This is a genomic window from Sphingobium sp. DN12, assembly GCF_051058005.1.
In the GTDB taxonomy this organism is placed as follows: domain Bacteria; phylum Pseudomonadota; class Alphaproteobacteria; order Sphingomonadales; family Sphingomonadaceae; genus Sphingobium; species Sphingobium yanoikuyae.
The window spans coordinates 1,434,723-1,457,498 of record NZ_CP173717.1; the positions used below are offsets into that span (position 1 = coordinate 1,434,723).

Below are 22,776 nucleotides of genomic sequence, written 5' to 3' on the forward strand. Positions count from 1 at the left end.
GCTATAATAGTCCCTGCGCGCGCAGGCTGCTATGCCCCTGTGCGCCAATGATGATATGGTCATGCACGCCGATGCCTAGCCGTTTGCCGGCCTCGACAATCTGGCGGGTGATCTCGATATCCTGCTTGCTGGGCGACGGATCGCCCGACGGGTGGTTGTGGACCAGGATCAGGGCTGCCGATCCCAGTTCCATGGCCCGCTTGATGACCTCGCGCGTATATATGGCCGCCTGGTCGATCGATCCGTCGCCCATATTCTCGTCGCGGATCAGCATGTTGCGGCTGTTGAGATGCAGCACCCGCACGCGTTCGACATGGAGATAGGCCATGTCGGCGCGCAGATAGTCGAGCAGCGCCTGCCAACTGCCCAGCACCGGTCGTTCCGCCACATCGTTGCGCAGCATCCGCAGCGCGGCGGCCTGAACGATCTTGATCGCGGCGACGCTGGTGTCGCCCATGCCGGGCACCCGTGCGATCGCCTGCCAGTCGGCCGCCATCAATCCGCCGATCCCGCCAAATTCGCGCAGCAGCAGCCGGGCCAGCGGCTTGGTGTCGCGGCGGGGGATGGCGAGGGCGAGCAGATATTCGATCAGTTCATGGTCGAGCAGCCCGTCGCCGCCTTCGGCCAGTCGCTGGCGCAGGCGGGCGCGATGACCAGCGCCATCCTGGCTCGCGCGTTCGTCTTTTTCGGTCATGCTGGCGATCCCCCATTCCCCGGCAAATGAAGGCTAGGCTTTGCGGATTTCGCGGGCAAGGCTATTTCAGGGGTGGATATTTCCAATGGGTCGGACGTTATGGATGCGTTACGGACCTGAAGTGCGAGCGAAAGTCGGGGTTGGCCAGGCAGATGGAAGACGAGAACGGCGAAGCCGAAATTCGCCGGGGCTGGCTGCGCTGGCTGGGTGTCGGGACGGGTTCGCTCGGCCTGGTGCTGGTCGCGCTGTGGACGCAGCGCGCGCCGATTGCCGAGAATTTCGTCAATCGCGAACTGAACCGGCGCGGGGTGCAGGCCAATTATGACCTGACGCAGGTGGGCCTGCGCACCCAGCGGATCGAGAATGTCGTGCTGGGCGATCCGGCGCGGCCGGACCTGACCGCCCGCTGGGTGGAAGTCGACATCGCCTTTTCCGGCGTGACGCCACAGGTGGCGGCGGTTCGCGCCGGTGGCGTGCGGATGCGCGGCGCCTATCGCGACGGCGTGCTGACGCTGGGCGAACTGGACAAGTTTCGCGATCCCGATTCGACGGCCCCCTTCGCCATGCCCGACCTGCTGCTTCATCTGCGCGATGCGCAGTTGCGGCTGGATACCGATGCGGGGGCAGTCGGCATGCAAATTGATGGTAACGGCAATCTGAAATCGGGTTTCCGCGGCAAGTTGGCCGCTGCCATGCCCAGGGCACGGATGGCCGGCTGTGGCGTGGCCAGGGCGAGCGCCTGGCTGGACGTGGCGATGGTGGACGGCCGGCCGCATCTGCGCGGGCCGATCAAGGGCGATGCGCTCGCCTGCGCGGATATGGCGATGGCTGCGCCGACGGCCGAGATCGACCTGTGGCTGGGGCAGGGTCTGGACCGCTGGAACGGATCGGCCAAACTGGCGGGCGATGCGCTCAAGGCGCAGGGGATGTTGCTGGCGGCACCCGTCGGTCGGATCGAGTTCGACGGTTCGGCCAAGGCCATGGCCGGACGAGCGCGGATCGGCGCGCGCGCCTTCTCCGGTGCCGGGGTGCTGGCGGGGCCAACCGAACTGGCCGGTGACTGGACGCTGCGCGGCGGTGATGCGACCTTCAACGGCGATCTGACCGCGCGGAACGGGCGGATGGCCGGGCGCGATCCGCTGGCGGCTTTGCGCACGTCGACGGCCGGCACGCCGGTGGCGCCGCTGGCCCTGCGGTTGGCGGATGCGGCACGGCGGGCTGGGGCGGATAATCTGCTGCGGGCGCGGGTGGCGCTGGCACAGAAGGGCGATGCCGGCAGTCTGGTGCTGGCCGATACCGAATTTGCGGCGCGCAGCGGCGCGCAGGTGGCCGTGGCGCGGGACGGCCGGGTGACGCTGGCCTGGCCGGGCAAGGGCGGCGCGGCGATCGACTGGGCGCTGGATGGCGCGATCACGTCGCAGGGCGGGGGCTTGCCCAAGGCGGCGCTCCGACTGGCCCGCCGCGCCGGCGGCGGTTTTGGCGGGCAGTTGTTCATTGATCCCTATACGGCCGACGGCGCCCGGCTGGCGTTCGAGCCTGTCCGATTCGTTGCCGGGCCGAAGGGCGATACGCGCTTCACGACCGCATTGCGGCTGGATGGGCCGCTGCCCGATGGGGCTGTTCGCGGTCTTGGTCTGCCGATCGATGGCCGGCTGGCGCCCAATGGCGCGATCGCGATCAACGAACATTGCGCGCCACTGACAGTGCTGGAAGCGCGCTATGGCAGCTTCGCGCTGGGGCAGACCCGGCAGACGCTCTGCCCACTGCCCAATTCGGCGCTTTTCGCCATGGGGCCGGGCGGCATGAAGGGCGGTGCGGAGCTTCACAATGTCGCGCTGAACGGGCGAAGTGGCGATAGCCCGATGCGGCTCAAGGCGGACAATGCCCGGCTGATATTGGGCCAGACCGGCTTCACCCTGGGCAATGCAGACTTCGCCATTGGCCCGGAGGATGCGCCGGTTCGCCTGTCTGCGACGAGCGTCACCGGTGCGGCGACGAAGAATGGCTTTGCCGGCGACATCAAGGGCGCGGGCGGACGGATCGGCACCGTGCCGCTGATCGTCGAGCAGGGGGCGGGCGACTGGGCCTTTGCCAAGGGTGCGCTGTCGCTCAAGGCCGCGATGCAGGTGCGCGATGCGCAGCCTTCGGTGCGCTTCAACCCGTTGTCTGTGCCTGACTTTACCCTGGCGATGAAGGATGGCCGGATCACCGCGACCGGTACGCTGCAGGTGCCGGGCAAGGGGGCCACGGTGGCACGCGCCGATATTGCGCACGACCTGGGCAGCGGGAAGGGGCATGCCGACCTGACCGTGCCGGACCTTGGCTTCGGGGCGGGATTGCAGCCGGAGGAACTGACGCCGTTGACGCTCGGCGTGATCGCCAATGTCGCTGGCCGCGTAACCGGCGAGGGGCATATCCGCTGGACCGGTTCCGATGTCAGCAGCGATGGCGTCTTCCGGACCGATCGGCTGGATCTGGCGGCGGCATTCGGCCCGGTCGAGGGACTGTCTGGCGAAATCCGCTTCTCCGACCTGCTCAATATGGTGACGCCGACCGGACAGGAGGCGCGAATCGCGCTGGTCAATCCGGGGGTCGAGGCACGCAATGGTACGGTGCGCTATCGCCTGGGTGCCGGCCAGAAGGTGCATATCGAGGGCGGCGGCTTTCCCTTTTCGGGCGGCGAACTGGTGCTTCTGCCGACGACCATGGACTTTGGTGCCGACGTCGACCGCTATCTGACCTTCCGGGTCATCGGCCTCGACGCCGGCGCCTTCATCCAGGCGATGGACCTCAAAAATGTGTCGGCGACCGGCACGTTCGACGGCATCATGCCGCTGATCTTCAATGCGCAGGGCGGGCGGGTTGCCGGCGGCGTACTGGTCGCGCGGCAGCAGGGCATGGCGCCGCTAATCATGCCCGAGGGCGTGCTGCCTAGCATCCCCTGCGACCCCACGCGCCAGTCCGGCGTGCTGTCCTATGTGGGGCCGGTGTCGAACGAACAAGTCGGAGTTATGGGCAAGGTCGCCTTCGACGCGCTGAAGGATCTGCAATATAAATGCCTCACCATCCTGATGGATGGCGCACTGGATGGCGAGATGGTGACCAATGTGGTGTTCAACGGCGTCAACCGGGGCCAATTGGGCGGTGCGCCGCAGGGGATAGCGAAAAGCTTCGTCGGCCTGCCCTTCATCTTCAACGTGCGGATTTCCGCGCCTTTCCGCGGCCTGATGAAATCCGCCCAATCCTATGTCGATCCGTCGCAGGTGATCCGCGACCAGATTGGCGAGGATGCCCAGCAGAAGATGCGCGCACAAAGCGCGGCCGATCTGCAATCTGGTCTTGCGGTTCAGCCTGCGGCAAGCGAGACTGTGTCAAATACGGAGCCGAAATGAAGATAGCAGCAATCATGATGGCCGGTCTGGCCGCTTCGGCCCTGGGGGGATGCATCCAGGTCAAGGCCCCGGACAAGCCGATCGAGATCAATCTGAACGTGAAGGTCCAGCAGGAGGTCGTCGTCCGTCTGGAGAAGGACGCCAAGGATCTGATCAACAATAACCCGGAGTTGTTCCCGCAATGACACGCAAGTTCATGCTGGCCGCCGCTGTGCTGGGCGGCCTGGTTCTGGCCGGTGCCGCGCAGGCCCAGGGTGGTGCGGCCGCCGCGATCGCCGCCGGCACGGTGGGCGAACAGGCCGATGGTTATCTGGGCATCGCCGGCACGGTGGGCGCGGATGTGCGGGCCGAGGTCGAATCGATCAACATCAAGCGCCGCGCCGTCTATACCGATCTGGCCGGCAAGCGCGGCGTGACGGTGCAGGATGTGGCGGCCGCAACCGGCTGCCAGACGCTCAGCAGCCGGGTGAAGCCGGGACAGGTCTATCGCGTTGGCGGTGGTGCCTGGCAGACCAAGGGCGCCGGGGCGATCTCTTTGCCGGCCTATTGCGCCACCGCAGGCCAGTAAAACGCGCGTGGCTGGCGGACTTTGACCGCCAGTTCGTCTGGGCAGGATAATCTCCTGCCCAAGTATAGTTGACTATCCGTCATCCCCTTTCTAAACGGGCCGCGCCTTGACGGGTGCAGCCGCAAGCGCCATGCCGCCTGCCATTGGGTTTCAGCCTGATGGAAGGATTGGCAATGGTTGCGGGTGAACCCGGGCAGGACCCGGCGGGGGAAGATGCGCGGATCGCTTCACTGGAAGCGAGAATTGCGCAGGCGGAACATGCCGAGCAGGTCAGACAGGGGACGAAGGTGCAGCAGGCGGACGATGGTTCGCGTCTGGGCAACAGGGTTCTCGCAGAGCTGATCGGTGGTCTTGTCGGTGGTGCGTTGATCGGCTGGGTTCTCGACCGGCTGCTCGGCACATCCCCATGGCTCCTGCTTGTCTTCCTCGGTTTCGGGATCGTGGCGGCGTTCAGGAACATCATCAGATTGACGACGACGAAGCGTTCCGATCAATAGGGGCGCTTTTGTCTTAGTCCGAATATTAGACGGTACAGGGGTCCAAGTGGCAGAATCCGGCAAAATCGATCCGATGCATCAGTTTGCGATCGAACCGCTGTTCGGTACCGATCACCTGTCCATCGGCGGCTTCAACATCGCCTTCACCAACAGCGCGCTCTATATGGTCGCCGCTGCGGTGGTGCTGTGGATCTTCGTGATCGGCGGCATGAAGCGCGAACTGGTGCCTGGTCGTTGGCAGATGGCGGTCGAATATTTCACCGGCTTCATCAAGAACCTGCTGATCTCGAACGTGGGCGAGGGCGGCAAGAAGTACATTCCCTATGTCTTCTCGCTCTTCATGTTCATCCTGATGGCCAACCTTCTGGGTCTGCTGCCGCTGGGTCTGGTCGGGGTCCACCCCTTCACCTTCACCAGCCATTTCACCGCCACCGGCGTGCTGGCGATCATGAGCTTCTCGATCGTGCTGATCGTTGGCTTCTGGAAGCATGGGCTGCACTTCTTCTCCCTGTTCGTGCCGCACGGCACGCCCCTGCCGATGATCCCGGTCATTTTCCCGATCGAGCTGATCTCGTTCATGGTGCGTCCGTTCAGCCTGGGCCTGCGACTGTTCGTGGCGATGACCGCCGGACACGTGCTGCTCAAGGTGCTGGCCGGCTTCGTCATCAACAGCTCGAATGCTGGCCCCGGTTTCGGTCTGACCGTCGGTGCCGCCAGCTTCGTGCTGATGGTCGGTATCAGCGCACTCGAAGTGCTGGTCGCCGTGATCCAGGCCTATGTGTTTGCGCTGCTGACCTCGGTCTACATCAACGACGCCGAAAACCTGCACTGAGTTTTCATACATTCTTCAACGTTTAATTGGTTTAGAAAAAGGAGTTTAGAACATGGACGCAGAAGCCGCAAAGCTGCTCGGTGCTGGCCTGGCCGCGATCGGTGCGGGCATTGCCGCCCTCGGTGTGGGCAACGTCTTCAGCTCGTTCCTCGAAGGCGCGCTGCGCAATCCGGGTGCCGCTGACGGCCAGCAGGGCCGCCTGTTCATCGGCTTCGCCGCCGCCGAACTTCTGGGTCTGCTGGCGTTCGTTATCGCCATGATCCTGGTCTTCGTGGCCTAAAGATCGACGGGGCGGGCAGCCTGGCTGCCTGCCCCTTGACGACCGCCCCCTTTTCGGACGGATAAAAATGCCTCAAATCGCGCAAATCGCCGATACCTATGCTTCCCAGATCTTCTGGCTGCTGCTGACGTTCGGCTTCGTCTTCTTCGTCATCGGCCGCGGCATGGTGCCCAAGGTGCAGGCGACGGCCGACGCGCGCGACGCGAAGATTTCGGGTGATCTCGATGCTGCCAAGGCAGCCTTCGCCCGCGCCGACGAAGCGGAAGCGGACTATCGCGTCCGTGATGCCGAAAGCCGCACCGCCGCCCAGGCGACGCTGGCCAAGGCGAAGGCGGATGCCGCCAAGGCTTCGGAAGCGAAGCTGGCCGCCGCCGATGCGGAGATCCAGGACAAGATCGGCGCTGCCGAAGCCCGGATCAAGACCGCCACGGATGCCGCCATGGCACAGATTGAAACCGTCGCCGCCGATGCGGCGCGCGACATGGTCGTCCGGATTTCCGGCGTGGAAGCGTCGGACGAAGCGGCCCGCAACGCAGTAAAGGCGGCACTGGCTCATGGCTGAGGCAGCAGTAGAGCATAGCGAGGCGCAGGCCCCGCACCTCAATCAGGCAATCCACGCCGAAGGCATGGAGCCGGTTGGCACCGTGGCGCATGAAGGCGTCGCGCCGCATACCGATCCCAAGGCGGTCGGCATGGACGCGACGGCCTGGGTCAGCCTGGCGATGGCGGTGTTCATCGTCATCCTGCTGATCAAGAAGGTGCCCAGCCTGATCGGTGGCGTTCTGGATGGCCGGATTGCCCAGATCAAGGAACAACTGGCCGAAGCATCGAAGCTTCGTGCCGAAGCCGAAGCGCTCAAGGGCGAATATGAAGCCAAGCTGGCCGCTGCGGCCGGCGAAGCCGACGCCATGCGCAAGTCGGCCGAGCATGAAGCCGAAACGCTTCTGTCCGATGCCAAGGTGCAGGCTGCCGATCTGGTCGCCCGTCGCCAGAAGATGGCGGAAGACAAGATCGGTGCGGCTGAGCGCAGCGCACTCGCCGACATTCGTGCCAAGGCGGTGAAGGCCGCTACCGGCGCTGCCGCCGCCCTGATTGCCGAAGGCCATGATGCCAAGGCGGACAAGGCGCTGGTCGATGATGCGATCAAGGGTCTTGGCCCGGTCGCCTGATCGAAACAGGCAGAATTAGCAAAAGGGTCGGCACCGAAAGGCGCCGGCCCTTTTTGTTTGGGTTCAGGCTGGCGTGTTGCCCGTCCATTCGGATCGCAGCATCCGCATGATCGCGGTATCCCATCGCGCATCGCCGACCCGGACGGAGGACAGGCGGACGCCTTCGGTCACGAAGCCCAGCCGTTCATAGCTGCGGATGGCGGGCCGGTTCCAGGCATAGACATTGAGTTCCAGCCGCTCGACGGCGTCGAAGGCAAAGGCGCTGGCGAGCGCAAGGCGCAGCATCGGCGCCGCCAGACCCCGGCCTCGCGCATCGGGCGCGATCGCGACCCGGCCCAGCGTGGCATTGCCGTTGCGCCAGTCGAAGGCGATCTGGACATGGCCGACAAGCTGACCGTCGTCCTGCGCCATCCAGCACAGGCGCGCGGGCGGATCACTGCGTCCTTCGTCCAGCATCGCCATCATCTGCTCGTCGGACAGCGGGAAATGGACATAGGGCCCGCCCCACTGAACGACATCCGCGTCGCTGCCAAACCAGCCCGACAGGGTGGGGAAATGATCGGGGGTGAAGGGAAGGAGATGGACCATAAGGCGGTCATAGGCGGGCCAGCCTGCGGAGCGCCACGGCCGGTTGTCTGACGGTGGCGCGGTCCGCGCATCAGACGAAGATGCTGTTCCAGTCCTGCTTCATGCTGACCAAGGTCAGGCCATAATCCGCGGCCTTGTCCAGAGCCTCGGCCAAGGGGCTCAGGAAGAAATCCCGATCATAGGCAAATTCCCGAGCGGCATCGTCATGATGCAGCAGCAGCGCCAGCCGTGGCCCTGATCCGGTCTTCACATAGCGGAGCATGGCGAGGTCGCCGTCCGAATTGCCGAAGGCCAGGATCGGGCGACGGCCGATATGAAGGGCGATATTCTGCGCCTTTGCCTCGCGGTCGTCGAAACAGTGGAGTTCGGGCAGCTTGACAAGTTGCGCGACGCCATCACCGTCGATTTCGAACCGGGTGCGAAGGCTGGAGCCGATCACCTGTTCGGGCGGAATGCCATAGACGTCTTCGGCGAAGGCGCGCATCAGGTCGAGCCCGCCGCCCGAGACGATATAGGTCTTGAAATCATGGGCGCGCAGGAAATCCAGCAATTCGATCTGCGGGCGATAGACGCACCGGGTGAAGGGCCGGTCGAGCAGGGGGTGATGTGCGGTGGCGAGCCAGTCGCGTGCGATTCTGTCAAATTCCTCTTCGGTCGCACCAGCATGCTCACGGGCGGCAACCTCCAGCAGCCCTAGCTTCCCCAGCGCTTTTATGGCCGGCATGTCCTGCTCGACATAGGCCTTGAAAGGCTGTTGCTGTGCGAGTTCCGGTTCCTGTTCGATCAGCTTTGCGCGCAGCATGCGGCCGAACAGGAACTGGGTCTGAAGTGGCTGTTCCGCCCAGAGCGTGCCGTCATTGTCGAAGGTGGCGATGCGCTGCGGGGCGGGGACATGCTCCGGTCCCGCGCCGGTCACGCGCGCGACGAAATCCAGGATCGCGGCCTTGGCAGGTCCGTCATTCCAGGACGGCAGCAGATCGGACATGGCTGGCTCCTTCGCGCTTGGACGTCCGGTGATTGGACCGGCACGGGAAGCTGGGAGCAATCGGGGTTTCCCCCGGAAAGGGGCGGGCATGGCCCGCAGTCGGGGCGAATGGCGACTGACCATTCGCCCCTTTGCCTGGCGATCAGGCCGCCAGCGTGGCGTTGTCGATCACGAAGCGATATTTGACGTCGCTCTTCTGCATGCGGGCATAGGCGTCTTCGATGTCCTGGATGCGGATCATCTCAATGTCCGCAACAATGCCCTTTTCGGCGCAGAAATCGAGCATCTCCTGTGTTTCGGCGATGCCACCGATCAGCGAGCCGGCGATGCTGCGGCGCTTGAAGATCAGCGCGCCGACATTGGGCGAGGGGTGAGCATGCTCGGGCACCCCGACCAGCGTCATCGTCCCGTCGCGCTTCAGCAGGGTGGTGAAGGCGTCGAGATTATGGCTGGCCGCGACCGTGTTCAGGATGAAGTCGAAGCTGTTGGCATGGGCCTGCATCTCTTCGGCATTGCGCGAGACGACGACTTCGTCGGCGCCCAAGTCCAGTGCGTCCTGGCGCTTGGACTCCGAAGTGGTGAAGGCGACGACCTTGGCGCCCATGGCATGGGCCAGTTTGATGCCCATATGGCCCAGGCCGCCAATGCCGACGATGCCGACCTTCTGGCCGGGGCCGACCTTCCAGTGGCGCAGCGGCGACCAGGTGGTGATGCCCGCGCACAGCAGCGGCGCTACGGCGGCGAGCTGGTCGGCGGGGTGGCTTATCTTCAGGACGAACTTGTCCTTCACCACGATATTCTGCGAATAGCCGCCCAGCGTGTGGCCCGGCGCGTCGTCGGTCTTGCCATTATAGGTGCCGACAAAGCCGCTCTCGCAATATTGCTCCAGCCCTTCGTCGCAGGAGGGGCAGCTCTGGCAGCTGTCGACCATGCAGCCGACGCCGACCGTGTCGCCGACCTTGAAGGCGCTGACATGATCGCCAACGGCGGACACATGGCCGACGATCTCGTGGCCGGGAACGCAGGGATAGAGGGTGCCGTCCCATTCGGAACGGACCTGGTGCAGGTCCGAATGGCAGACGCCGCAATAGGCGATATCGATCGCGACATCATGCGGACCGACGGCGCGGCGTTCGATGTCGAGGGCTTCGAGCGGCTTGTCGGCGGCGTTGGCGCCATAGGCTTTGGTGGCCATGGGGATGTCCCTTTGCTTGAGGTTCGCGGTGTGCAGGGCCGGTATGCCCCTCCGCTGCTATTCTTGGATGGGCGCGGGCCGTGGGACGGCCTGTGCCTACCCAATGTAGGAAGTCGACAGGTTGTTGATTAGGCCGGCTTTCGGTAAAACAGCCATGAATAGCAATCATGAATGGGGGTGTTGGCCGCCCTTTGTTCCACACCGCCATTGCGATCCGCGCCGGTGCCGCTATCTCTGCGGCCATGTCGCAGCCGCAATCCCCCGACCGTTTCAACGAAGACAAGGCGACCTATACCGTCACCGGCAGCCAGCCCGATATCGATGCGGGCGTGGAGGCGATCCGCACGACGCTCAAAACGCTGCCGACCCGGCCCGGCGTTTATCGGATGCAGGATGCGCGTGGCGATGTGCTTTATGTCGGCAAGGCGCGGGCGCTGAAGAACCGGGTTGCCAATTATACCCAGGTCGACCGGCTGCCCAACCGGCTGCGGCGCATGGTGGCGCAGACGCGCAGCATGACGATCGTCACCACCAACAGCGAAGCCGAAGCGCTGCTGCTGGAGGCGCAACTCATCAAGCGCTATCGCCCGCCCTATAATGTCCTGCTGCGCGACGACAAAAGCTTTCCCTTCATCCTGTTGCGCGAGGATCATGCCTTTCCCCGCGTGCAGAAGCATCGCGGCGCGCGTAAATATAAGGGGCGCTATTATGGGCCCTTCGCCAGCGCCGGATCGGTGACGCGGACGATCAACGCATTGCAGAAGCTGTTCCTGCTGCGGTCCTGCACCGACAGCTTCTTCGCCAATCGTTCGCGGCCCTGCCTGTTGTATCAGATCAAGCGCTGCTCGGCGCCCTGCGTCGATCGCATCGACACGGCCGGCTATGCCGAACTGGTGCAGGACGCGCAGGATTTCCTGGGCGGCAAGTCGACCGCCGTGCAGCAGAAGCTGGGCGCGGCGATGGAGGCAGCGGCCGAGGCGCTGGATTTCGAACAGGCGGCGATGATCCGCGACCGGCTGAAGGCGTTGACCTTCATCCAGGGATCGCAGGCGATCAATGCCGAGGGGCTGGGCGACGCCGACATCTTCGCATTGGCGGAGAAGGGCGGATCGATGTGCATCCAGGCCTTCTTCATCCGCGGCGGCCAGAATTGGGGACATCGCAGCTTCTTCCCGGTCCACACCAATGATGTGGCGACCGAAGAGGTGCTGGAAAGCTTCATGGCGCAATTTTACGAGGAAGTGCCGCCGCCCAAGCTGATCCTGACCGACCGTGAGCCGGCCGAGTGCGAGCTGATGGCGCTGGCGCTGAGCGAAAGGCTGGGCAGCAAGGTACGGATCGAGGTGCCCCAGCGCGGCGAGCGCACGCGGCTTATCAAGCAGGCGCAGCGGAACGCGGTGGAGGCGCTCGACCGGCGCCTGGCCGAGACCACGACCCAGGCCAAGATATTGGACGAGATGGTCGAGGCCTTCGGGCTGGACGGCGTGCCCGACCGGATCGAAATTTACGACAACAGCCATATCCAGGGCGCCCATGCGCTGGGGGCAATGGTGGTCGCCGGGCCGGAGGGCTTCCGCAAGAACGCCTATCGCAAGTTCAACATGAAGAACCCGGACATCTCGAACGACGATTTCGCGATGATGCGCGAGATGTTCGAGCGGCGCTTCGGGCGGGCGGCGCGTGAAGACCCCGATCGCGACGGCGGCGAATGGCCGGACCTTGTGCTGATCGACGGCGGCAAGGGGCAATTGTCGGCGGCGCGGGCGATGCTGGAGGATATGGGCATCGAGGATGTCTGCATGATCGGCATCGCCAAGGGGCCGCATCATGGCCGCGACGGGCGCGAGGTATTCCACCTGATGGATGGCCGGGAGGTGAGTTTCCCGATCAATCATCCGCTGCTCTTCTACATGCAGCGCCTGCGCGATGAAGCGCATCGCTTTGCCATCGGCGCGCATCGGGCGAAGCGCAGCAAGGCGATCACCGTGTCGTCGCTGGACGAGGTGCCGGGCATCGGCCCGGCCCGGAAAAAGGCGCTTCTGATGCATTTCGGGACGGCGCGGGCGGTGCGGGATGCGGCGCTGGAGGATCTGCAACGGGCACCCGGCGTGTCGAAGGCGGTGGCGCAGCAAGTCTATGATTATTTCCACGGCTGAAAAATGTGACGATAACGCAATGATTTTTGCTGGCTCATAAGTGTCGCGTTAACAATTGTTGGTGATGTTTCCGCAGCCGATCGGCAGGGGAGACAAGGGTGGGGAACAGGTGGGGGCTTGCGGCTGCGCAATTGGCGACAGTCGCTTTTCTGAAGATGGCGGGTGTTCTGGCGCCGCCGGCGCGTGGCGACATGCTCGCCATTCCCCTGACAACGGCCAGCGGCCATGGATTGGCGGCGGGGTTGATTGCAGTCGGCGCGATCCCGGTCGGCAAGGGGCAGATCGAGGGGGCATTGGTGGTGCGGGGCGATCGCGATCGGCTGGCCTGGCCGATGCTGGCGCGCGGCGTGTTGCTGCTGGCGGCGCCCGATTTCCTCTGCGCCGGCAGGGGAGGGCGGGCATGAACGTCGAACGCCCGATGGAAAGCATCCGCCTTGCCGGTGCGCGCATGCTGATGTGGCTGTTCTGGCTGAATGTGCCGGCATTGATGCTGATCGGTTGGCTGCTCAACTCTCCTGACGCGGAAGTCGGCGCGCTGGCGGCTGCGCTGCTGGCGCTGCTTCCGACCATCATGGTGCGGCGGCGCGACATTTCGGCGCCAGCGCGCATGACGCTGGCGGTGACATCGGTGGCGATCCCGGCGCTCTATGTCTTCCTGCTGCGCGGCCATGGCTGGCAGATGGACATGCATATGGGCTTCTTTGCGGCGCTGGCGGCGCAGACCGTGCTGCTCGATCGGCGGGCGCTACTGGTGGCGGCCGGCGTGACGGCGCTCCATCATCTGATCCTCAATTATAGCTACCCCGCCTGGGTGTTCGCCAGCGAGGGCGATCTGCCTCGCGTGCTGGTGCATGCGCTGATCGTGGTGATCCAGACCCTGATGCTGTGGTGGATCGTGTCGCTGCTCACCCAGACGATCCGCCTGCAAACTGAGGAGCGGCAGCGGAGCGAAGGTCTGCGCAAGGAAGCCGATGCGGCAAAGGAGCGGGCCGAGGTCGCGCTGGCCGAACTGGAGCGGGCGCAGACGATTGCGACGCGGCAGCGCGCGATCGAGGAAGCGGCGCGGCGGGCCGAAGAGGCAAGCGAGCGGCGCCGGCTGGTGGCCGATGCGCTGGAGGCGCGATTGGGCGCGGTGGTCGGCGATCTGGGCCAACTGGCCGGGCAATTGTCTGCCAGCAAGCAATGGCTGTTCGATCTGCTCGATCGCACGACCCAGCGCTCGGCCGAATTGCGCAAGGCCCATGCCCGCGCCGATGGCGATGTCCGCGCGGTGGCGCAGGATACGGAAAAGCTGGCCATTTCGATCAATGGCGTGGGCGGCAGCGCCAGCCACACCCGCGACAATGCGCTGCGCGGCGCGATGGCGACCCGTGCGCTGACGCCGGAGGTCGACATGCTGTCGGCGACGGTCGATTCCGCCAGTTCGATTGTCGCGCTGATTGCCCAGATCGCGGCGCAGAGCCGGACCCTGTCGCTCAATGCCGGGATCGAAGCGGCGCGCAGCGGCAGCGAAGTGCGTGGCTTTGCCGTCGTGGCATCGGAGATGAAGAGCCTGGCCGCGCAGACGGCCGAGGCGACCCGCCAGATCGACATCTATCTGCAGGATATTCGCCGTGCGGCCGACGGCGTGTCGGGCGCGATCGATGTCGCGACCCAATCGGCGGATACCATCGACCGGTCGACTGCCGGCATCGTCGATGATGTAGCGGAACAGATACGCGCCACCGGCGAGATCGCGGCCGCGACCGAGGAGATGGCGCGCCATATCGCCGAAGCGGCGTCCCAGGCCGAAGCGCTGAGCCTGGCGCTGGCGGAGGCGCAATCGGCCATGGGCGAAACCGATGCGGCGGCCACCGCCTTGTCAAGCCGTTCGCAGGAATTGCAGGAAACGGTGCGTAACGTGCTGGAGGAACTGCGCGCCGCTTAGCGCTGGGGCGGGTCGCCGGGGAAATTCGCCTTCAGGAAATCGAGCACCAGCCTGGCGCGGGCGGGCAGGCGCTTCAGCGCGGGATGCACCGCCAATATGTCGATCGGGTCGATCTGGCTGGCGGGGAGGACGCGCATGAGGCGCCCCGCCTCCAGATCGTCCGCCACCCGCACGGCGGGCAGCATCGCGATGCCGAGGCCGGCGAGCGCGGCGCGATGCACCGCCTCGCTATTGTCGCTGCGGAACGGGCCGCTGATCAACTGGTCGCGGCCGTCAACCGTCCATTTGGCCGGCAGGTCGCCATAGCCATAGGCGATGCAGCGATGGCTCGGCAGATCGTCCGCGCTGGCGGGCAGGCCATGGCGCGCGACATAGTCGGGATGGGCGACCAACATGCGGGGCAGGGCGCCCAGCCGATGCACGACCAGCATATCGTCCCCGACCGGGCCGACGCGCAGCGCCAGGTCGAGCCGGTCCTGGACCAGATCGCGCTGCCAGTCGGTCATCGCCATGTCGATCCGCAGGCCGGGATGCTGATCGCTGAGCAGACTCAGCAGGCCCAGATAATAGAGGCCCAGCGCGGTCGTGACGCCGATCCGCACCGTGCCGCTGACATCGCCCTGGACCGGGCGCAATTCCTGTTCGGCCACTTCCAGCGCGTCGACCAGCGTGCGGGCATGGACCAGCAATTGGTCGGCTTCCGGCGTCGGGACCAGCCGGCGCGTGGTGCGGTGAAACAGCACGGTGCCAAAATGGGCTTCCACCTGATCGAGCCGTCGCGCTATGGTGGTGTGGCTCGCATGCATTTCGGCGGCGACGCGCGTGAAACTGGGCTTTTCGCATAGCCGTATGAAGGTGCGGATCGAAAGAAGCAGGTCGCTCATTTGAACATGTCCTGCACAGATATTGTGCCGGGAATCCCTATTGTGCGGAGAACGGAAAAGCCAGACCTAAGCGCCGGCGCAGGGACGCCAGTCAGACATTTAATGGAGACGAGAGGATGGCATCGGATCGTATCGGTCATGCAGGGTTTGCGGCAAAGAGGCGCAGCGCGCAGGACGCAGCTGCCCTGATTGCCGACGGCATGACCGTGGGCATGAGCGGCTTCACCGGTTCGGGCTATCCCAAGGCCGTCCCTCTGGCGCTCGCCGACCGAATCACCGCCGCCCATTCGGCCGGCGATCCGTTCCGGGTGAAGGTGTGGACCGGCGCATCGACCGGGCCGGAACTGGACGGTGCGCTCGCCAAGGCCGACGGCATCGAATTTCGTCTTCCCTATAATAGCGATCCGATCGCCCGCGAGCGGATCAACCGCGGCGAGATGCAATATTTCGACATGCATCTGAGCCAGGTCGCGCCGATGGCGTGGCAGGGCTTCCTGGGCGAACTGGATGTCGCCGTGGTCGAAGTGACCGGCATCACGCCCGACGGCCTGCTGATCCCGTCCGCTTCGGTCGGCAACAACAAGACCTGGCTCGATCGTGCCAAGGGCATCATCCTGGAGGTCAATAGCTGGCAGAATGCCGCGCTCGAAGGGATGCACGACATCTACTACGGCACCGCGTTGCCGCCCAGCCGCGTGCCGATCCCGCTGACCCGCGCGGACGATCGCATCGGCGAACCCTATTTCCGGGTCGATCCCGCCAAGGTGCTGGCGGTGGTCGAAACCGACTCGCCCGATCGCAACGCGCCCTTCACCCCGCCCGATGACAGTGCGCGGGCGATTGCCGGCCATCTGCTCGAATTCCTCGGTCATGAAGTGAAGATGGGCCGCATCCCGGCGTCGCTGCTGCCGCTCCAGTCGGGCGTCGGCAATATCGCCAATGCCGTGCTGACGGGCCTGATCGACGCGCCGTTCGACAATATGGTCTCCTATACGGAGGTCATTCAGGACGGCATGCTCGACCTGCTGGAATCCGGCAAGCTGCGCATGGCGAGCGCCACCGCCTTCTCGCTCAGCCCCGAGGCGGCGGCGCGGCTCAATGCCGACATGGCGCGCTTCCGCAACAAGATGATCCTGCGCCCGCAGGAAATCAGCAACCATCCCGAACTGGTCCGCCGCCTGGGCTGCATCGCCATGAACGGCCTCATCGAGGCAGACATCTATGGCAATGTGAACTCCACCCACGTCATGGGATCGCGCATCCAGAACGGCATCGGCGGATCGGGCGACTTTGCCCGCAACGCCTATCTGTCGATCTTCATGACGCCTTCGACCGCCAAGCAGGGCAAGATTTCGGCGATCGTGCCGCATGCCAGCCATGTCGACCATATCAACCAGGATGTGCAGGTGATCGTCACTGAGCAGGGGCTGGCCGACCTGCGCGGGCTGGCGCCGCGCCAGCGGGCCGAACTGATCATCAACAATTGCGCCCATCCCGATTATCGCCCGATGCTGAAGGATTATTTCAGGCGGGCGATGCAGGGCAGCTATGGCCTGCAGTCGCCGATGCTGCCGGCCGAGGCCTTCGCCTGGCACCAGCGCTTCATCGATACCGGCACGATGATGCCGGGCTGATCATCAATGGCCCGGCGCAGCCTGACCTGCGCCGGGGCACTGATCATTGCTGTTCGATTGCCGCTTTCCGACATATTCCCGCTGAGGGAACCGGGAGCCATGCCGTCCGCTTGACCTGCATCTTTGCAGCACGGACCCATCATGGATTTCCTGACGACCGACTTTCTCGACAAGCCCATCTGGATGTGGGCGCTCTTCCTGACGATCATCATCGCGCTGCTGGCGCTGGATCTGGGCGTGCTGCATCGCAAGCAGCGCGAGATCGGCGTGCGCGAGAGCGTGAAGCTGGCCGGCTTCTACATCGCCATTGGCCTCGCCTTTGGCGGCTGGATCGCCTGGCAGATGGGGCAGGAGGCGGCGGTCGCCTATCTGACCGGTTTCGTCGTCGAAAAATCGCTGGCGCTCGACAATGTCTTCGTCATCGCGATGATCTTCTCCTTCTTCCAAGTGCCGCGCCGCTATCAGCATGAGGTGCTGTTCTGGGGCATCATCGGCGTCATCGTCCTGCGCGCGATCATGATCGGGCTGGGCGCGGCGCTGGTCCAGAATGTCTCCTGGGCGCTCTATTTCTTCGCGGCGATCCTGATCTTCACCGGCATCCGCATGCTGTGGACGGTGGGCAAGGAACAGACGATGGAGGGGAACCGGCTGCTCGGCTTCCTGCGCCGTCACATGCGCGTGACCGACCGGGTGGAGGGCGATCATTTCTTCGTGCGCCAGCCGGCCGAACCGGGTGGCAAGCCGCTGCTCCATGCGACGCCGCTGTTCCTGGCGCTGGTGATGATCGAGATTGCCGACGTCATCTTCGCGGTGGATTCGGTGCCGGCGATCTTCGCCATCACCACTGATCCCTATCTGGTCTATACCTCCAACATCTTCGCGATCCTGGGCCTGCGCGCGCTCTATTTTGCGCTGGCGGCGGCGGTCCACCGCTTCCATTATCTCAAATATGCGCTGTCGGTGGTGCTGATCTTCATCGGCGCCAAGATCTTCCTGGCCGATGCGCTGGGGCTGGAGAAGATCCCGCCGGCCTTTTCCCTGCTGGTGACGGCCGGGGTATTGGGCGCGGGCATCGGCCTGTCGCTGTGGCGCACCCGTGGCGAGGCGCAGCCGCAACATTAGATTTGGCACGAATGCCGGATCGTCGATAGGAAGGCGTCATGCCCGTCCTCATCACATCCGGCATCGTTTGCGCGCTGCGCGCCCATGGCGAACATGGCGCGGTCGCGCGGCTGCTGACGCCCGATCATGGGCTGGTCGCGGGCTATGTGCGCGGCGGACGGTCGCGGGCGTTGCGTCCGGTGCTGCTGCCGGGCAATGCCGTGATGGCCGAGTTTCGCGCCCGTACCGAGGATCAACTGGCCAGCCTGACGGTCGAGCTGGAGCATAGCCGCGCGCCCCTGCTGGGCGAGCCATTGCCGGCGGCGGCGATCGACTGGGCCTGCGCGTTGACGGCGGCGGCTTTGCCGGAGGGAACGCCCTATCCGACGCTTTACGAAGCGCTCGATGGCGTGCTTGGCGCGGTCGAGGCGGCGCCGGCGGCGCGCGGCTGGGCGGCGGCTTTGGTCCGCTACGAATTGCTGTTGCTGGCGGAACTGGGTTTCGGCCTTGATCTGAGCCGCTGCGCCGCCACCGGCACCGCCGACGAGCTGGCCTTTGTCAGCCCGCGCAGCGCGGCGGCGGTCAGCCGGGCCGGGGCGGAAGGCTATGAGGCGCGCCTGCTGCCGCTGCCGCCTTTCCTGTTGCAGGGCGGGGCCGGGGAGTGGCCGCAGATCATGGATGGATTGCGCCTGACCGGCTTCTTCCTGGAGCGGTCGGTGCTGACCGAAAGGCGGGCCGATGTGCTGGCCGCGCGCGAAAGACTGGTGGATCGGCTGAAAAGAGCGGTTGCGTAACGCGCGCAGTTTTTGCAAGGGCGGGCGCGCCGTTTCCGCATTCTCCGTTCGCCCGTCGGGCAGCGGCGGCCATTTTCTTTCGCGGAACCGTGCCGGCAGAGATTTAGAAAGAGGTTTCCCATGTTGATCGCCCTGTTCCCTGGAGATGGTATCGGCCCCGAGATCGTCGCGCAGGCGAAGCGCGTGCTTGATGCGCTGGCGATCGACGGCCTCACCTATGAAGAGGGTCTGGTCGGCGGTTCGGCTTACAAGGCGGTCGGCCACCCGCTGCCGCCCGAGACGCTGGACATTGCCAAGCGCGCCGATGCCATCCTGTTCGGCGCGGTCGGTGATCCCGACTGCGACTCGCTGGAGCGTCATCTGCGCCCGGAACAGGCGATCCTGGGCCTGCGCAAGGAACTGGGCCTCTTCTCCAACCTGCGCCCGGCCAAGGTCTTCCCCGAACTGGCGCATGAGAGCGCGCTGAAGCCCGAAGTGGCCGGCTCGATCGACCTGCTGATCGTGCGCGAAACCAATGGCGACGTATATTTCGGCGAGAAGGGCATGCGCACCACCACCGATGGCCTGCGCGAAGGTTATGACATCATGTCCTATAACGAAGCCGAAGTGCGCCGCATCGCCCATGCCGGCTTCCAGGCGGCGCGTGCCCGTCGTGGCAAGCTCTGTTCGGTCGACAAGGCCAATGTGCTGGAGACCAGCCAGCTGTGGCGCGACGTGGTGATCGAGGTGTCGGCCGAATATCCCGACGTCGCCCTGACCCATATGTATGTCGACAATGCCGCGATGCAGCTGGTCCGCAATCCCGGCCAGTTCGATGTCATCGTCACCGGCAACATGTTCGGCGACATCCTGTCCGACCAGGCGAGCATGTGTGTCGGCTCGATCGGCATGCTGGCATCGGCAACGCTGAACGGCGGCGGCCAGGGCCTCTATGAGCCGATCCACGGGTCCGCGCCCGACATTGCCGGCCAGGGTAAGGCCAATCCGCTGGCGACCATCCTGTCGGCGGCGATGATGCTGCGTTACTCGCTGAACCTGCCCGAGCCGGCCGACCGGATCGAGGCGGCGGTGGCCAAGGCGCTCGCCGACGGTGCCCGTTCGCCGGATCTGGGCGGCACGATGAACACGGTGGAGATGGGCGACGCGGTCCTCGCGGCGCTTTAATTCCGCTTCGGTTCGTCGCATTTGCATGACGCGAACGTAAAGTTTCTTCGTTTCCGGTCGATATGAGCGGTGAATGGGGACGCAAATGCCGACTGAACTGATTGAAGACCATCATGTCCTGCGGGGCATGATGCGGGATTTTGCCAGCATGATGGACGATGACGTCCGCGACATGGCACTTCTGACCCGCTGGCGCATCCGCTTCGCCCAGCTGTTCCGCGACCATATGGGGCGTGAGGACATGCTGGCGCGGGGCTTGCGCCAGGGGCCGCTGGCGATGGAAGCCGAGCCGGTCGTGCATCAGCATGGCCGCACCATGGTGGCGCTGTTCCTGCGCTATAGCGACCATATCAAGCAATGGACGCCTGCCCAGATCATGGCTGACTGGGATGGCTATCGCCGGGGCACCTTGGGGCTGCAGGACATGCTCTATGACCATATGGAGTGGGAAGAGACGCATCTGCATCCGCTGATCGAGGGCAGGGTGCGCAGGGCCGCCTAGACCTTGATCGCTTCAGGCTGAATCTGCCTGAAGCGTGAATCAAGGTCTAGCATCCAAGAATGGAGCCTGATTCACGCTATCGGTGGAAGCGCAAGGCGCTTCCGCCTCAAACGATCAGGCTCTAGGGGGCCAATTCGCGCATATCGGTCCTGTCGGCTGTTCCACGCGCCAGCTAGGCAGCGGCATGGACGACTTTTCCCTGCCCAGCCTTCGTGCCGCCGCCGCCATGGTTCATGACCAGGTGCCGCCGACCCCGCAATATGCCTGGCCGCTGCTGGCCGGGCGGATCGGCGTCGAAACCTGGGTCAAGCATGAGAACCATACGCCGACCGGCGCCTTCAAGGTGCGTGGGGCCATCACCTATATCGACTGGTTGCGCCGCACCCACCCCGAGGTGACGGGCATCATCACCGCGACCCGCGGCAATCATGGCCAGGCGCAGGTGCGCGCGGCCCGTGCCGCCGGTCTGCAGGCGACGATCGTCGTGCCCCATGGCAATGCGCTGGAAAAGAATGCGGCGATGCGGGCATTCGGCGCGACCCTGATCGAGCATGGCCATGATTTCGACAGCGCCAAGGCGGAGGCGGTGCGCCTGGCCGCCGAGCAGGGGCTGTTCATGGTCCCGGCCTATCATGAACAACTGGTACGGGGCGTCGCCAGCTATGGGCTGGAACTGTTCGATGCTGTGCCGGACCTCGACACCGTCTATGTCCCCGTCGGTTGCGGATCGGGCCTGTGCGCCACGATCGCGGCGCGCGATGCGCTGGGCCTCAAGACCAAGGTCGTCGGCGTCGTATCCGCCCATGTCGATGCCGCCAAACGCTCGTTCGAGGCAGGGCAATTGCTGACCAGTCCGACCGCCTATACCTTTGCCGATGGCGTTGCTGTCTGCACCCCGGTCCAGGCCGCGCTCGACTATTTCGGGCCGCGCGCCGACCGTTTCGTCGGCGTCACCGATGACGAGGTGGCCGACGCCATCCGCATCTATTGGCAGGACACCCATAATCTGGCCGAGGGCGCCGGTGCGGTGGCGCTGGCCGCGCTGATCCAGGAAAAGGAGCAGATGCGCGGCAAGAAGGTTGCGGTTATCCTGTCGGGCGGTAATGGCGACATGAGCCAGATGGCACAGATATTGGGCGGCGAAACGCCGCGCGTCACGACGGATATGCGGAAGGCGATATGAAGCGGAAGAGCGGTCAGAACCCTGAGATCACCAAGAACTGGAAGCCGGCGACGCTGGCCATCCGGGGCGGCACCGCGCGCACCGAATATGGCGAGACGTCCGAGGCCCTGTTCCTGTCCAGCGGCTATTGCTACGACCGGGCCGAAGACGCTGCCGCGCGCTTCGCCGGTGAACAGCAGGGCATGACCTATAGCCGGCTGCAGAACCCGACTGTCGAGATGCTGGAGCAGCGCATCGCCCTGCTGGAAGGCGCCGAAGCCTGTCGCGCCACCGCGACCGGCATGGCGGCGATGACTGCTGCCCTGCTGTGCCAGCTGTCGGCCGGCGACCATGTCGTCGCGGCCAAGGCGGCCTTTGGCTCCTGCCGCTGGCTGGTCGACACGCTGCTGCCCAAGTTCGGAATCGCCACGACGACGATCGACGGCAGCGACGTTGCCGCCTGGGAAGCGGCGGCACAGCCCAATACCAAGGTCTTCTTCTTCGAGACGCCGGCCAACCCGACCATGGACGTGGTCGACATCGCCGCCGTCTGCGCGATCGCCAAGGCACGCGGCATCACCACCGTTGTCGACAACGCCTTCGCCTCGCCGGCATTGCAGCGGCCGATGGAGTTCGGCGCCGACGTGGTTGCCTATAGCGCGACCAAGATGATGGACGGGCAGGGCCGCGTGCTGGCCGGCGCCATCTGTGGCAGCCGCGACTGGATCGACAATGTGCTGCTGCCCTTCCACCGCAACACCGGCCCGACGCTCAGCGCGTTCAACGCCTGGGTGGTGCTGAAGGGGCTGGAGACGCTGGACCTGCGCATCCGCCGCCAGAGCGAGAATGCGCTCAAGGTTGCCCAGTTCCTGGAAACCCGCCTGCCCAAGGTCAATTATCCGGGGCTGGAGAGCCATCCGCAGCATGCGCTGGCGATGCAGCAGATGGACGCGGCCGGGCCGATCTTCTCGCTCTATGTCGGCGGCGGCCGGGCCGAGGCGCATGGCCTGCTCAATGCGCTGGAACTGGTCGACATCAGCAACAATATCGGCGATTCGCGTTCGCTGATGACCCATCCGGCATCGACCACCCATTTCGGCATGGCCGAGGAAGCCCGGCTGGAAGTCGGCATCACCGAGGATATGCTGCGCCTGAACGTCGGCCTGGAAGATCCCGACGATGTGATCGCGGACTTCGACCAGGCGCTCAAGACGATAGGGCGTTGACGGAACCGGGCAGGGAGGCGCATGCG

23 protein-coding genes are annotated in these 22,776 nt (G+C 65.0%); 18 read left to right on the forward strand and 5 right to left on the reverse strand.

Going from position 1 to position 22,776, the window contains the following annotated elements; all coding sequences use genetic code 11:
• Position 1: 1 nt before the first annotated feature.
• The gene (gene radC, locus ACI6S0_RS06850) at positions 2–694 is read right to left on the reverse strand and encodes a RadC family protein (protein WP_434405301.1); all 693 of its coding nucleotides are present in this window, start codon (positions 692–694) and stop codon (positions 2–4) included.
• 152 nt (positions 695–846) lie between these two features.
• On the opposite strand from radC, the gene ACI6S0_RS06855 reads away from it, so the two are divergent.
• The 8 genes from ACI6S0_RS06855 (at position 847) to ACI6S0_RS06890 (ending at position 7,432) form a co-directional block, all read left to right on the forward strand.
• On the forward strand, positions 847–4,086 hold the full coding sequence (locus ACI6S0_RS06855) for an intermembrane phospholipid transport protein YdbH family protein (RefSeq protein ID WP_434405302.1): 3,240 nt from the start codon (positions 847–849) through the stop codon (positions 4,084–4,086).
• On the forward strand, positions 4,083–4,271 hold the full coding sequence (locus ACI6S0_RS06860; RefSeq protein ID WP_004207396.1) for a YnbE family lipoprotein: 189 nt from the start codon (positions 4,083–4,085) through the stop codon (positions 4,269–4,271). The genes ACI6S0_RS06855 and ACI6S0_RS06860 overlap by 4 nt, the downstream gene beginning before the upstream one ends.
• A complete protein-coding gene (locus ACI6S0_RS06865; protein ID WP_004207395.1) occupies positions 4,268–4,654 on the forward strand; it encodes a YdbL family protein in 387 nt (128 codons plus the stop codon). The genes ACI6S0_RS06860 and ACI6S0_RS06865 overlap by 4 nt, the downstream gene beginning before the upstream one ends.
• 173 nt (positions 4,655–4,827) lie before the next feature.
• Positions 4,828–5,151: an AtpZ/AtpI family protein gene (locus ACI6S0_RS06870; protein ID WP_434405908.1), complete on the forward strand. Its 324-nt coding sequence runs from the start codon at positions 4,828–4,830 to the stop codon at positions 5,149–5,151.
• A gap of 46 nt (positions 5,152–5,197) precedes the next feature.
• The gene (locus ACI6S0_RS06875) at positions 5,198–5,983 is read left to right on the forward strand and encodes a F0F1 ATP synthase subunit A (protein WP_017503282.1); all 786 of its coding nucleotides are present in this window, start codon (positions 5,198–5,200) and stop codon (positions 5,981–5,983) included.
• Between the two features lie 52 nt (positions 5,984–6,035).
• Positions 6,036–6,263 (forward strand): F0F1 ATP synthase subunit C, encoded by a 228-nt coding sequence (locus ACI6S0_RS06880; protein WP_004207392.1) that lies wholly within the window; start codon positions 6,036–6,038, stop codon positions 6,261–6,263.
• 67 nt (positions 6,264–6,330) lie between these two features.
• The gene (locus tag ACI6S0_RS06885) at positions 6,331–6,825 is read left to right on the forward strand and encodes a F0F1 ATP synthase subunit B family protein (protein ID WP_004207391.1); all 495 of its coding nucleotides are present in this window, start codon (positions 6,331–6,333) and stop codon (positions 6,823–6,825) included.
• Positions 6,818–7,432, forward strand: a complete 615-nt coding sequence (locus ACI6S0_RS06890; RefSeq protein ID WP_004207390.1) for a F0F1 ATP synthase subunit B family protein — start codon at positions 6,818–6,820, stop codon at positions 7,430–7,432. The genes ACI6S0_RS06885 and ACI6S0_RS06890 overlap by 8 nt, the downstream gene beginning before the upstream one ends.
• 63 nt (positions 7,433–7,495) lie before the next feature.
• Here the strand turns inward: ACI6S0_RS06890 and ACI6S0_RS06895 are convergent, their stop codons facing one another.
• The 3 genes from ACI6S0_RS06895 to ACI6S0_RS06905 form a co-directional block, all read right to left on the reverse strand.
• Positions 7,496–8,020 (reverse strand): GNAT family N-acetyltransferase, encoded by a 525-nt coding sequence (locus tag ACI6S0_RS06895; protein WP_434405303.1) that lies wholly within the window; start codon positions 8,018–8,020, stop codon positions 7,496–7,498.
• Between the two features lie 70 nt (positions 8,021–8,090).
• Positions 8,091–9,005, reverse strand: coding sequence for an HAD family hydrolase (locus ACI6S0_RS06900; RefSeq protein ID WP_434405304.1), 915 nt, complete (start codon positions 9,003–9,005; stop codon positions 8,091–8,093).
• A 142-nt stretch (positions 9,006–9,147) separates the two neighbouring features.
• Positions 9,148–10,200, reverse strand: a complete 1,053-nt coding sequence (locus ACI6S0_RS06905) for an NAD(P)-dependent alcohol dehydrogenase (RefSeq protein ID WP_434405305.1) — start codon at positions 10,198–10,200, stop codon at positions 9,148–9,150.
• A 242-nt stretch (positions 10,201–10,442) separates the two neighbouring features.
• On the opposite strand from ACI6S0_RS06905, the gene uvrC reads away from it, so the two are divergent.
• The 3 genes from uvrC to ACI6S0_RS06920 all read left to right on the forward strand — a co-directional run bounded on the left by uvrC (position 10,443) and on the right by ACI6S0_RS06920 (position 14,283).
• Positions 10,443–12,356 (forward strand): excinuclease ABC subunit UvrC, encoded by a 1,914-nt coding sequence (gene uvrC / locus ACI6S0_RS06910; RefSeq protein ID WP_069338467.1) that lies wholly within the window; start codon positions 10,443–10,445, stop codon positions 12,354–12,356.
• Positions 12,357–12,511: 155 nt separating this feature from the next.
• A complete protein-coding gene (locus ACI6S0_RS06915; protein ID WP_434405306.1) occupies positions 12,512–12,760 on the forward strand; it encodes a hypothetical protein in 249 nt (82 codons plus the stop codon).
• Positions 12,757–14,283, forward strand: coding sequence for a methyl-accepting chemotaxis protein (locus ACI6S0_RS06920; protein WP_434405307.1), 1,527 nt, complete (start codon positions 12,757–12,759; stop codon positions 14,281–14,283). The genes ACI6S0_RS06915 and ACI6S0_RS06920 overlap by 4 nt, the downstream gene beginning before the upstream one ends.
• On the opposite strand, the gene ACI6S0_RS06925 is transcribed toward ACI6S0_RS06920, so the two are convergent.
• Entirely contained in the window at positions 14,280–15,167 is an 888-nt protein-coding gene (locus ACI6S0_RS06925) for a LysR substrate-binding domain-containing protein (protein WP_010337723.1), read from the reverse strand. The genes ACI6S0_RS06920 and ACI6S0_RS06925 overlap by 4 nt on opposite strands.
• A gap of 116 nt (positions 15,168–15,283) precedes the next feature.
• On the opposite strand from ACI6S0_RS06925, the gene ACI6S0_RS06930 reads away from it, so the two are divergent.
• From ACI6S0_RS06930 to ACI6S0_RS06960, 7 genes are all read left to right on the forward strand, one after another.
• Positions 15,284–16,801 (forward strand): acetyl-CoA hydrolase/transferase family protein, encoded by a 1,518-nt coding sequence (locus ACI6S0_RS06930; RefSeq protein ID WP_434405308.1) that lies wholly within the window; start codon positions 15,284–15,286, stop codon positions 16,799–16,801.
• Positions 16,802–16,942: 141 nt separating this feature from the next.
• Positions 16,943–17,923, forward strand: a complete 981-nt coding sequence (locus ACI6S0_RS06935; protein ID WP_278391456.1) for a TerC family protein — start codon at positions 16,943–16,945, stop codon at positions 17,921–17,923.
• Between the two features lie 38 nt (positions 17,924–17,961).
• The gene (gene recO / locus ACI6S0_RS06940) at positions 17,962–18,696 is read left to right on the forward strand and encodes a DNA repair protein RecO (protein ID WP_434405309.1); all 735 of its coding nucleotides are present in this window, start codon (positions 17,962–17,964) and stop codon (positions 18,694–18,696) included.
• Positions 18,697–18,816: 120 nt separating this feature from the next.
• Entirely contained in the window at positions 18,817–19,860 is a 1,044-nt protein-coding gene (gene leuB, locus ACI6S0_RS06945) for a 3-isopropylmalate dehydrogenase (RefSeq protein ID WP_374553526.1), read from the forward strand.
• 85 nt (positions 19,861–19,945) lie between these two features.
• Positions 19,946–20,362: a hypothetical protein gene (locus ACI6S0_RS06950; protein ID WP_434405310.1), complete on the forward strand. Its 417-nt coding sequence runs from the start codon at positions 19,946–19,948 to the stop codon at positions 20,360–20,362.
• A gap of 184 nt (positions 20,363–20,546) precedes the next feature.
• Entirely contained in the window at positions 20,547–21,545 is a 999-nt protein-coding gene (locus tag ACI6S0_RS06955; RefSeq protein ID WP_017502835.1) for a threonine dehydratase, read from the forward strand.
• Positions 21,542–22,750 carry a trans-sulfuration enzyme family protein gene (locus ACI6S0_RS06960; RefSeq protein WP_434405311.1) on the forward strand — a complete coding sequence of 403 codons (1,209 nt, stop codon included), beginning with the start codon at positions 21,542–21,544 and terminating at the stop codon, positions 22,748–22,750. The genes ACI6S0_RS06955 and ACI6S0_RS06960 overlap by 4 nt, the downstream gene beginning before the upstream one ends.
• Positions 22,751–22,776 lie beyond the last annotated feature (26 nt).

Coding starts and splice junctions, on each gene's coding strand:
- radC (WP_434405301.1), bottom strand. CDS start 694: ATGACCGAAAAAGACGAACGCGCGAGCCAGGATGGCGCTGGTCATCGC.
- ACI6S0_RS06855 (WP_434405302.1), top strand. CDS start 847: ATGGAAGACGAGAACGGCGAAGCCGAAATTCGCCGGGGCTGGCTGCGC.
- ACI6S0_RS06860 (WP_004207396.1), top strand. CDS start 4,083: ATGAAGATAGCAGCAATCATGATGGCCGGTCTGGCCGCTTCGGCCCTG.
- ACI6S0_RS06865 (WP_004207395.1), top strand. CDS start 4,268: ATGACACGCAAGTTCATGCTGGCCGCCGCTGTGCTGGGCGGCCTGGTT.
- ACI6S0_RS06870 (WP_434405908.1), top strand. CDS start 4,828: ATGGTTGCGGGTGAACCCGGGCAGGACCCGGCGGGGGAAGATGCGCGG.
- ACI6S0_RS06880 (WP_004207392.1), top strand. CDS start 6,036: ATGGACGCAGAAGCCGCAAAGCTGCTCGGTGCTGGCCTGGCCGCGATC.
- ACI6S0_RS06885 (WP_004207391.1), top strand. CDS start 6,331: ATGCCTCAAATCGCGCAAATCGCCGATACCTATGCTTCCCAGATCTTC.
- ACI6S0_RS06890 (WP_004207390.1), top strand. CDS start 6,818: ATGGCTGAGGCAGCAGTAGAGCATAGCGAGGCGCAGGCCCCGCACCTC.
- ACI6S0_RS06895 (WP_434405303.1), bottom strand. CDS start 8,020: ATGGTCCATCTCCTTCCCTTCACCCCCGATCATTTCCCCACCCTGTCG.
- ACI6S0_RS06900 (WP_434405304.1), bottom strand. CDS start 9,005: ATGTCCGATCTGCTGCCGTCCTGGAATGACGGACCTGCCAAGGCCGCG.
- ACI6S0_RS06905 (WP_434405305.1), bottom strand. CDS start 10,200: ATGGCCACCAAAGCCTATGGCGCCAACGCCGCCGACAAGCCGCTCGAA.
- uvrC (WP_069338467.1), top strand. CDS start 10,443: ATGTCGCAGCCGCAATCCCCCGACCGTTTCAACGAAGACAAGGCGACC.
- ACI6S0_RS06915 (WP_434405306.1), top strand. CDS start 12,512: ATGGCGGGTGTTCTGGCGCCGCCGGCGCGTGGCGACATGCTCGCCATT.
- ACI6S0_RS06920 (WP_434405307.1), top strand. CDS start 12,757: ATGAACGTCGAACGCCCGATGGAAAGCATCCGCCTTGCCGGTGCGCGC.
- ACI6S0_RS06925 (WP_010337723.1), bottom strand. CDS start 15,167: ATGAGCGACCTGCTTCTTTCGATCCGCACCTTCATACGGCTATGCGAA.
- ACI6S0_RS06930 (WP_434405308.1), top strand. CDS start 15,284: ATGGCATCGGATCGTATCGGTCATGCAGGGTTTGCGGCAAAGAGGCGC.
- ACI6S0_RS06935 (WP_278391456.1), top strand. CDS start 16,943: ATGGATTTCCTGACGACCGACTTTCTCGACAAGCCCATCTGGATGTGG.
- recO (WP_434405309.1), top strand. CDS start 17,962: ATGCCCGTCCTCATCACATCCGGCATCGTTTGCGCGCTGCGCGCCCAT.
- leuB (WP_374553526.1), top strand. CDS start 18,817: ATGTTGATCGCCCTGTTCCCTGGAGATGGTATCGGCCCCGAGATCGTC.
- ACI6S0_RS06950 (WP_434405310.1), top strand. CDS start 19,946: ATGCCGACTGAACTGATTGAAGACCATCATGTCCTGCGGGGCATGATG.
- ACI6S0_RS06955 (WP_017502835.1), top strand. CDS start 20,547: ATGGACGACTTTTCCCTGCCCAGCCTTCGTGCCGCCGCCGCCATGGTT.
- ACI6S0_RS06960 (WP_434405311.1), top strand. CDS start 21,542: ATGAAGCGGAAGAGCGGTCAGAACCCTGAGATCACCAAGAACTGGAAG.